The organism is Oleiphilus sp. HI0117, assembly GCF_001635235.1.
This window is the reverse complement of record NZ_LWGA01000732.1, coordinates 1-9530: the sequence shown is the minus strand read 5'-3', so window position 1 is coordinate 9530 and position 9530 is coordinate 1. Positions and strand designations below refer to the sequence as shown.

8 protein-coding genes and 2 tRNA genes are annotated in these 9530 nt (G+C 44.7%); 1 reads left to right on the top strand and 9 read right to left on the bottom strand.

The features are described from left to right. Nucleotides 1-501: 501 nt before the first annotated feature. The 9 genes from A3757_RS11210 to A3757_RS11170 all read right to left on the bottom strand — a co-directional run bounded on the left by A3757_RS11210 (nt 502) and on the right by A3757_RS11170 (nt 7933). A tRNA-Met gene (locus A3757_RS11210) sits at nt 502-578 on the bottom strand. A gap of 80 nt (nt 579-658) precedes the next feature. Then, entirely contained in the window at nt 659-1753 is a 1095-nt protein-coding gene (gene ychF, locus A3757_RS11205) for a redox-regulated ATPase YchF (RefSeq protein ID WP_068515844.1), read from the bottom strand. Between the two features lie 138 nt (nt 1754-1891). Next, nucleotides 1892-2479 (bottom strand): aminoacyl-tRNA hydrolase, encoded by a 588-nt coding sequence (gene pth, locus A3757_RS11200; protein WP_068515841.1) that lies wholly within the window; start codon nt 2477-2479, stop codon nt 1892-1894. A gap of 43 nt (nt 2480-2522) precedes the next feature. Further along, complete coding sequence (locus tag A3757_RS11195) at nt 2523-3161, bottom strand: 50S ribosomal protein L25/general stress protein Ctc (protein WP_068515838.1); 639 nt, start codon at nt 3159-3161, stop codon at nt 2523-2525. 145 nt (nt 3162-3306) lie between these two features. Then, nucleotides 3307-4251, bottom strand: a complete 945-nt coding sequence (locus A3757_RS11190) for a ribose-phosphate pyrophosphokinase (protein ID WP_068515835.1) — start codon at nt 4249-4251, stop codon at nt 3307-3309. A gap of 148 nt (nt 4252-4399) precedes the next feature. Further along, nucleotides 4400-4474, bottom strand: a tRNA-Gln gene (locus A3757_RS11185). 31 nt (nt 4475-4505) lie between these two features. Beyond that, a complete protein-coding gene (gene ispE / locus A3757_RS11180) occupies nt 4506-5447 on the bottom strand; it encodes a 4-(cytidine 5'-diphospho)-2-C-methyl-D-erythritol kinase (RefSeq protein WP_068515833.1) in 942 nt (313 codons plus the stop codon). Then, nucleotides 5432-6016, bottom strand: a complete 585-nt coding sequence (lolB, locus tag A3757_RS11175) for a lipoprotein insertase outer membrane protein LolB (protein ID WP_197470009.1) — start codon at nt 6014-6016, stop codon at nt 5432-5434. The genes ispE and lolB overlap by 16 nt, the downstream gene beginning before the upstream one ends. Nucleotides 6017-6085: 69 nt before the next feature. Beyond that, a complete protein-coding gene (locus A3757_RS11170; RefSeq protein ID WP_068554904.1) occupies nt 6086-7933 on the bottom strand; it encodes a tetratricopeptide repeat protein in 1848 nt (615 codons plus the stop codon). Between the two features lie 250 nt (nt 7934-8183). Between A3757_RS11170 and hemA the strand changes: the two genes are divergently transcribed. Continuing rightward, the gene (hemA, locus tag A3757_RS11165; RefSeq protein ID WP_068515824.1) at nt 8184-9449 is read left to right on the top strand and encodes a glutamyl-tRNA reductase; all 1266 of its coding nucleotides are present in this window, start codon (nt 8184-8186) and stop codon (nt 9447-9449) included. Nucleotides 9450-9530 lie beyond the last annotated feature (81 nt).

Genomic DNA, 9530 nt, shown 5'->3' with positions numbered 1-9530 from the left:
TAAAACTGTCTCGTGGTATAGTTCGCAATGCAAACTGCTGTATTTGGCTGTTGTGGCTAGGTGCTAGAACCAGGAGTGACGTATAGGCCGCTTCCGGAAAAACTGGCTCGATGACCTACATTGGTTAGCCTTAGTTTGTGTGATAAGGCTGCTACGTGTTTTGAGCAAGGTAATATGTTTTGAATATAAAGTGGTAATAAGCTCTGGATTGCTTTTTCTAATGAAAATCAGGTTAGTCGAAAGGCTGTTCTTGTTTCGTTGGAACTGAGAGTATGTGAATTATGTCGACTATCTATTCATGATATAAACGAATAACTCGAATATAGTTTGTGAATAAAATCCACTAATCTTTTAGGCTTGGACGGAATGTATGGTCGTTAATTTGACGAGGAGAGCGCTCTAAACTGTAGGGAGTAATAGGGGGTTAAGTCGTTAAGTAGAAGCACAAATAAAAACAGCCAGCTGACGCGAAGTCTAACTGACTGTATTTATTAGAATAATTGGTGGCTACACCGGGATTCGAACCTGGGACCCCATCATTATGAGTGATGTGCTCTAACCAACTGAGCTATGTAGCCAAAAGAGGCGCGTATTCTCTTGTTTTTACTGGAACTTGTCAAGCCAAAAATTTATAAAAAATACGCTTATATGCTATTGCTTAAACGTTGAAGCGGAAATGGATTACATCGCCATCTTGTACGATGTATTCTTTGCCTTCCAGACGCCATTTACCTGCGTCTTTGGCGCCGGCTTCACCGTTATTGTCGATAAAGTCATCATAGGCAATTACTTCGGCCCGAATGAAGCCTTTTTCGAAGTCTGTGTGAATCACTGCAGCGGCTTTAGGGGCAGGGTCGCCTTGCTTCATTGTCCAGGCGCGAACTTCTTTTACACCTGCAGTGAAGTAGGTTTGTAGACCAAGTAGCTCGTAGCCAGCTCTAATGACACGATCAAGGCCTGGCTCTTCCATGCCAAGGTCTGCTAAAAATTCATCGCGTTCTTCGTCATCCAGCTCAGCAATTTCTGCTTCTAGCTTATTACAGATCACGACGACTACAGCGTTTTCTTCTGCTGCGATTTCACGAACTTTATCTAGGTGAGGGTTGTCTTCAAAACCGTCTTCATCAACGTTGGCAATATACATTGTAGGCTTGATTGTAAGCAGGCAAAGCTCTTTGATAATTGCTAGTTCATCATCATTCAAACCAAGGCCGCGAACCGCTTTTGCTTCGTTCAAGTGAGGGAGTAGTTTATCCTCAAGTAGGCTCAGAGCATTCTTCGCATCTTTATCACCGCTCTTGGCTGTTCTGGTGAAACGCTTGATAGCCTTTTCTACGGTATCAAGGTCAGATAAAGCAAGCTCGGTATTAATTACATCAACGTCGGCTTGAGGGTTCACCTTGGCAGAAACGTGAACAACGTTTTCATCTTCGAAGCAGCGTACAACGTGAGCGATAGCGTCTGTTTCTCTAATATTAGCCAGGAACTGGTTACCGAGGCCTTCGCCTTTAGATGCGCCTTCTACTAGACCGGCAATATCAACAAACTCCATTGTAGTTTGGATAACCTTCGCTGGGCTGACAATGGCTGCAAGCTTGTCTAGGCGAGGGTCTGGCATGCCAACAACACCAGCGTTAGGTTCGATAGTACAGAAAGGAAAGTTTTCTGCGCCGATACCTGCTTTGGTAAGTGCGTTGAATAAGGTTGATTTGCCGACGTTAGGAAGGCCGACGATGCCGCAGTTAAAACCCATAATCTGAATCCCAGGCTGTAAAGTATAATTAGAAAAATTGGGCGCAAGTATACAGTAGGGTAGCGGGACAGTTAAGTATAAAAGATGAGCGCTTAGTGCTATTTTTTGTAATGCTGCTAAGGAATGCGAGTAATGGGCTTATTCTGCTTTAAAGCTATGGAGTTTTTGCATGGCCTTTTGCCAATCGCCACCAATGACTTCTTTCAGGTGCCTATCTGCTTCGTCGATACACGCAGAGAGTTGCTCGGCTTCTTTGGCTGTTGGTTTGCCAAGAACATGTCCGGTTACTTTGCTTGCATGGCCGGGGTGACCAATACCTAGACGCAAGCGCTTAAAGTTTTTGTTGCCGCCAAACTTCTCGATAATGTCTCGTAGGCCGTTGTTGCCTCCATGACCGCCGCCTTGTTTTAGCTTCATGGTGCCGCACGGGATATCGAGTTCGTCATGGGCGACGAGTACTTCTTCAGGGGAAATCTTAAAAAACTGGCAGATTGCCTGGACAGATTGTCCACTACGATTCATGAAGGTCGTCGGGAACAAGAGGTGTAGATCCTGGCCTTGAATATTAACTTTGGCATGAAGTCCGTGGAACTTCTTTTCTGGCTTAAGGTTTTGCTGATGTGCTTCAGCGATCTGGGCCAGAAAGATGGCGCCAGCATTATGGCGGGTGTTTTCGTATTCGGGGCCGGGATTACCCAGCCCCACAATCAGCTTGATTTGACTCATCGGAGCTTCTCTGACGCTATCAATTCATGCCGGATACAGAGAATTACTCTGCATCACCTTCTGCAGCTGCTTCACCAGCTTCGTCTTCAGCTTTACCCTTTGGAGTATGTACTGAACAAATTGGAAGATCGTGGTCAGCACCTTGCTGTAGTGCAGCAAGTGTAACGCCTTCAGGAAGTTTAAGGTCTGAAAGGTGAAGGATAGTTTCTGCTTCAACTTCAGTCATATCAACTTCGATGAACTCAGGCAAGTTACCAGGTAGGCAAATTACTTCAGCTTCAACCTGCTGGTGAGAGATCTTACCACCGCCCAACTTAACACCAACACAAGCGTCTTCGTTTGTGAAGTGAAGTGGAACGTGCACATGGATAGCTTTGTCCATATCAACACGCAGGAAGTCAGCGTGCATAACATCACCACGTGATGGGTGACGCTGAAGATCTTTCAGGATTGCTGGCTCTTCGTTGCCGTCTACACTGATTGTTAGAACGTGAGAGTAGAACGCTTCGTTTTCAAGCGATTTCTTGATCTCGTTTTCTTTCAGGCTAAGTGCGATAGGGTCTTTACCAGCGCCGTAAAGGATAGCTGGTACTAGGTTCTCAAGACGACGCAGGCGGCGGCTCGCACCTTTCCCCTGATCTGCTCGAGCTGTTGCGTTTACTACGAATGATGCTTCACTCATTTTTCTTTCCTCAAAGTTCACTAATATTCGCCCGCGACCAGACTAAATACCGTGAAGGTTAAAATAGAAAAAGCACCGAGGTGCTTTTTCCTGTACATCTATACCTGATTGAATCAGGTCTTAAGCGATTGTTTTAATTAATGTCTTAATCAAACAAGGCACTGATAGATTCTTCATTACTAATACGACGAATTGACTCTGCCAATAGGTCTGAAATTGTAAGCTGGCGGATTCTATCACAATTCATGGCTTTGTCACTAAGAGGAATTGTATCTGTGACGATCAACTCATCTAGTGATGACTTAGCAATGTTCTCGATAGCTGGGCCAGATAGCACGGGATGCGTAATGTAAGCGTAAACTTTCTTGGCGCCGTGTTCCTTTAGGGCGTCAGCAGCTTTACATAGGGTGCCAGCGGTATCGACCATGTCATCGATCAGTAGACAGGTTTTGTCTTCAACGTCACCGATAATGTGCATTACTTGAGAAACGTTAGCTTGAGGGCGTCGTTTGTCGATAATTGCCAGGTCAACATCACCAAGACGTTTTGCCATCGCGCGTGCACGAACAACACCGCCAACGTCTGGGCTAACAACCATAAAGTCGTCTTGAATGCGGCGTTGAATGTCATCAACAAGAACGGGGGTGCCGTAAATGTTATCTACCGGAATATCAAAGAAGCCCTGAATCTGGTCTGCGTGCAAGTCAACCGTTAATACTCGGTCAACGCCAGCGCCTGTGATCATGTCTGCTACCACTTTTGCGGTAATCGCAACACGTGTTGAGCGAACGCGTCGATCTTGGCGAGCGTAACCAAAATAAGGAACAACTGCAGTAATACGTGAGGCAGAAGCTCTACGTAGTGCATCAGTCATTACGATAAGCTCCATTAGGTTATCGTTGGTTGGTGCGCAGGTAGGCTGAATGATGAATACATCTTTACCACGTACATTTTCGTTGATTTCAACCGTGACTTCGCCGTCGCTAAATTTACCGACCTTAGCATTGCCCAGTGGTAGACGTAGTGCATCGACAACTTGTTGAGCCAGTTCGCGGTTGGCATTACCGGTAAATACCATCATTCTTGGCATGCGAGTTCAAGACCTCTTGAGTGTTTCGGCTTTCAGCTCTTTCAAGCAGTTTCCCGGGCTGAATAGTAAAAATACTAATACAGTAGTTTAGACCTCATCCGGAAGGTTTCTAGCTGTTTGCTTGATTGTTTTCTGAGCTGGGAAAATATGGCTGGGGTAGCAGGATTCGAACCTGCGCATGACGGGATCAAAACCCGTTGCCTTACCGCTTGGCGATACCCCAATAATCGTGTTGCTATTAACGAAGCGCTATCTTACGAATGGTCCCTTGCGAACCTTTTAGCTTCATCTAGCCTTTGAATTGCAGGAGAGAGATTGACTCCCTTGGCTATAAAGCCTTTGAATTTAGACTTAGCTTCATTCAAAACCTGTTTTGCTGTTGCCTCGTCTTTGACGATGCAGAAACAGCACGCTCCCGTTCCTGTAAGTCTAGCAATACCAAACTGGCTTAGCCACTGTATTGCCTCCTTGATTTGTGGGTATAGTTCTGAGATCAGTGCTTCGAAATCGTTGCGATACTCATCGCTAAGAAATTTCTCTGAACTGGTATCTAAACCATGTCCCTCAAGAGCGGGCGCTATTCTCTTCTTTGGCGTGTCTCTTGTCAACCTTTCATGCGAAAAAATTTTAGCCGTGTTGACGTGGCAATCGGGGGTCAATACAACGAACCATTCTTCGCTCATTGGAATTGGGCAGAGTTCATCTCCTATTCCTTCAGCCCAGGCGCTGCGGCCTTCAACAAAAACGGGCACATCGGCACCTATCTTTGCCGCTATTTTGGCTAATTGACATTCTTCGAGTTCAAGTCCCCATAGATGATTGAGCGCGATAAGTGTTGTTGCCGCGTTGGAACTTCCACCACCGAGCCCGCCGCCCATTGGTAGACTTTTTTCTAGATGAATCTTGGCGCCTAATAAGTGGCTACCTTTATCGAGTAGAATGCCTGCTTCTTTGAGTCTTTGTGCGGCGATAAAAATCAGGTTTTCTTCAGGAGGAATGTCGGCAATTTCCGGGGTGATTTCTATTTTTCCACTTTGATTGGCAGAAAAATGAAGCATGTCACCGCGGTCTAATAACTGAAAAACAGTTTGTAGCTCATGATAGCCTGGGTGCGATTGCTCAGGCCCTCGTCTGCCATTGATGTGCAAGAACAGGTTTAGCTTGGCTGGAGATGTCAGGCTTAAAGTCGGGTCCATTGTTTAATCGCTAGAATAATTCGCACCTTATCTCGTTCGAGCTTAATCTTTCCGGGCAGTGGAAGGCCGTCGATGAGGGTGTGTTTGCTGAAAGTTAAGTGCCAACCATTTTGTATTAGGCTGGCAGGGTAGCCCTGAGCGTCAAATTCTAACTCGTGTTGGCTGTCGGCAACAGGAATTCCTTTAACCCACCAGGGCAGTAATGAAATCGGAAGAGGAAACCCTAAAGCCTGATAGATCAAGAGATCTGGTTCATACGAGCTGACAGGCTGCTCACCGGCTTCGATAATCGTTAATAAATGAGGGTTTCCCTGTAGCTTGGATGCGCCAAGGCCGAAAAAGGTTGAGGAAAGGTCGATCACAAAGCTTGATTCAGCTTGGTGCCATTGATTGATTGCTACAGTAAGGGATTCTTCAGGTGTTCTTATGCCAATCTTGCCAATGAGTTTCCAGTTTCGGATGTTATCAATCTTTTGGGCGGTAAGAGGCCATTCAATTGGAGTTTCTCTTGATGTTTTGTGAGGTACGGTTTGTTGAAGGCTGGTGCATGCAGATAAAACGAGCGTCATTAGTATGAACAGCGCCCGGGTGAGGTGAGTGCTCGTTTTACTTGAAATGCCTAGAGCTATCATTACAAACTATTCTTTGGGCGCTTCGGGTGTTACTTGCTCGGTTTCGGGAGTTGAAGCTGAGCTGGTTTCTTTGTTAGTAGCTTGTTCATCTTCCGTGGGCGGATTCTCAATTATAATTAGTAATTCAGGGTCGAGTCTGTTGATGGTCTCAAGAAGTACTTCGTGTTCAGGATACTTCCGAAGAACATTGCTCCAAACATCTCGAGCCTCTGTTGTTTGATTTAGAGACCAAAGAACTTCACCCAAGTGTGCTGCGACTTCTCCATCCTGGAATTGTTGAAAGGCCTTGAACAAGAATACCAATGCTTCTTTATTTTGCTTAAGTCGATATAGTACCCAGCCCATGCTATCTAAAATGGCGGGGTTATTCGGCTTGAGCGCTAAAGCTTTTTGAATTAGTTCAAATGCTTCTTGAGTACGATCGGTTCGGTCGGCCAAGGTGTAGCCAAGTGCATTGATAGCAATCGCATTGTTCGGGTTCAGTTCTATTAGCTTTCTTAGATCTTGCTCCATTCCTGCCAAATCATCGTCTGCTTCTCGATTCATTGCTCGAGCGTAGAGTAGCTGGTCATCTTCGGGGAATGCTTGAATGGCGGCGTTGAGTGAGGCATTCATGCGGTCTGTTTCACCTGCACTAGATAGTAATTTAACTTCCAGTAGCCATAACTTAAGAGGGCTTGCTCCAGGTTTCTTTCTCAATTCAGCGAGTCTGTTTAGCATCTCGTCTTGCTGTTCGTTGTGAACCATTAGGAAACTTGAGCGCTCAAGAGATACTTCATAATGAACGCCAGCGCTTACTTTCTGGTAGAGATCGATAGCGTCATTGAAATTACCTTGGCTGTCAGCAATACGGGCTAAATAATAGTAGGCTTCATTAGCGTGTTGATTGGAGTCGATTAGCTGCTCGAAAGCTGCAGAAGCCTCTTCAACTTTTTTATTCTCTAGCATGACAATAGCGTGCGATAGTTTTAACCGCGATGCTTGGGGGTATTTAGTCAGTAGTGAATAGAATACCTCCTCGGCGTCATCGAGTTGTTTGTTTTCTATTAGCATTGTTGCATATAGACGACCAAGATTATGATTTGAGGGGAAATCGTCAAACTTGTCACCTGCATATTCAATAGCCTCTTCCAGTTGACCTTTATCATAGAGAACGTTGGCCTTGAGGACTGAGGCTGCTTCGAATTCTGGTGCGGCGTTTAGTATAGGCTCGATGATTTCAAGTGCCGCGTCGTATTCTTTCAAATTGCGTTGAGTGAGTGCGTAGCTATATCCAATCTCATGATTGTTAGGGTATTTTGCATATAAAGATTGATAAAGTAGGAGGATGGCTTCTTTATCTTCAAGAGGGAGGGCGCTTGAGCTGACTGCAAGGCCGTCTACTCGGGCATCACCGCCAAGCTCGATAATCTTTTCGATATGTTGCATGGCCTGTTCGTATTCGCGAGAAAGGGAATACTGATAGGTCAGAAGTTGATGTGCCGGAATGCTGTCTGGCTTTATATCAACCCAAAGGATTGCCATTTCCTTTATGGCCTCCATGTCTTTCATGTATTGAGCTGCATTTACAGCACGCTTAACAACACCTAAATCTCTTGTCATGCGCGCTTGTTGGATATAGTTAAGCAAGGTGATATTGAATTCTTGACGCTGGACAGCAACCTCTGCAACAAGCAGGTCGTAGAGCGTGTCTTTATTTAGGTCGAAATCTTGATACTCTGGAGATGTCTCAGATGAAAGCTTTTCACTACTTGCGGTGGTATCTGTCTCAGATTGCTTTGCTTTCATTAGGCTAGAGCAGGCGCTGAGTGAGAAAAGTGATGAAATTAATATAAGTTTGAGTAGTGCTTTCAATCTGAATCTCTTTTAAATAATTGAGGCTTGACGAGTTTTATGATGACAGATGGGTTTAAGGTGTCAACTTACCGTTCGTATAGTTTGGCCATGTGCTAGGGTTCATTTGTTTGAACTACTTTTTGTCGTGCTGTCGAGGCTTTAATCATAAAATAAGTGGCTTCTAGCTCTAAGAACTTGCTCTGTGTCATTGGCTTTCTATGTATTCTATTTGTAGAATAGCCGCTTTAAATCAAATTGCTTGGTATACATGTCGTTTTTGGCGTTTGGAATTAATCATAAGACTGCAACTGTCGACGTTCGAGAGAAAGTTGCGTTTGATTTACAACGTCTCGATATCGCGTTGGAGTCAATCAAAAAACTGCCGAATGTTAATGAAGCGGTTATTTTATCGACATGTAACCGAACAGAAATATACTGTGCTGGCAATCATGCAATTGATGTTGCGATGTTGCAGACTTGGTTGGCTGACTATCATTGTGTTAATTCAGAAGACCTCGAAAACTGTAGCTTTGTCTATGATGGTAAAGATGTGGTTGTTCATTTAATGCGTGTTGCTGCTGGCTTGGACTCTCTTGTTCTGGGAGAGCCACAGATTTTAGGGCAGCTGAAATCAGCCTATGCTTCAGCACAAGAATATCAGGCTGTTCAAGGGAAACTAGGTCGGCTCTTTGAACATTGTTTCTCTGTCGCCAAGAAAGTACGCACTGATACGGCGATTGGTGAAAACCCAGTGTCGGTCGCCGCTGCTGCCGTCAATATGGCTCGCCAGCTCTTCTCAGATTTTTCAGACAATACTGCTTTACTTATCGGGGCGGGTAAAACCACTGAGTTAGTGGCTAGGCACCTGAAACAAAGTGGTATTAAAAAGATCATAATTGCAAATCGAACGCTGGCTCGTGCCCAGGATCTGTCGAGTCTGGTTGAAGGTGAGGCAGCTTTATTAGGTGATATTCCAGATTTATTAATCGATGCCGATATTGTGATTGCGTCGACGGCTAGCTCCTTGCCTATATTAGGCAAGGGGGCTGTAGAGAGAGCTTTAAAGCATCGTAAGCACCGACCTTTCTTTATGGTGGATATAGCGGTACCAAGAGATATTGAACCTCAGGTAGGAGAGTTATCTGATGTTTACCTTTATACCGTTGATGACTTAAAAGATGTTATTGATGAGAATGTAAAAAACCGAGAAGGCGCTGCTCAAGAAGCTGAGCGGATGATTCTTGAGGGAAGTGAATATTTTCTTAATCGTCAGCGTGTTTCTTCAGTTGGTGATAGTTTGAAACGCTTTAGATCACATGCAGAGACGCTTCAGCAGAAGGAATTAGAGCGCGCTCTAAATGCCTTGCGTGGAGGTGCGGACGCCGAACAGGTAATTACTCAATTATCTAGGGGCTTAACGAATAAACTAATTCACCATCCTACGATTAGTGTTAGACGAGCAGCTGAAGATGGCAAGAATGAAAAAGCAGATTGGTTGTTAGATTTGTTTGGTATCGAGTCATTAAGTGATTAGTTTCTGCATTATTATGTGTTGCGCTTAAATTTCCAGTTCGAACATATTCGTAAATCAAATATATAAGAATTTTAGCTATAA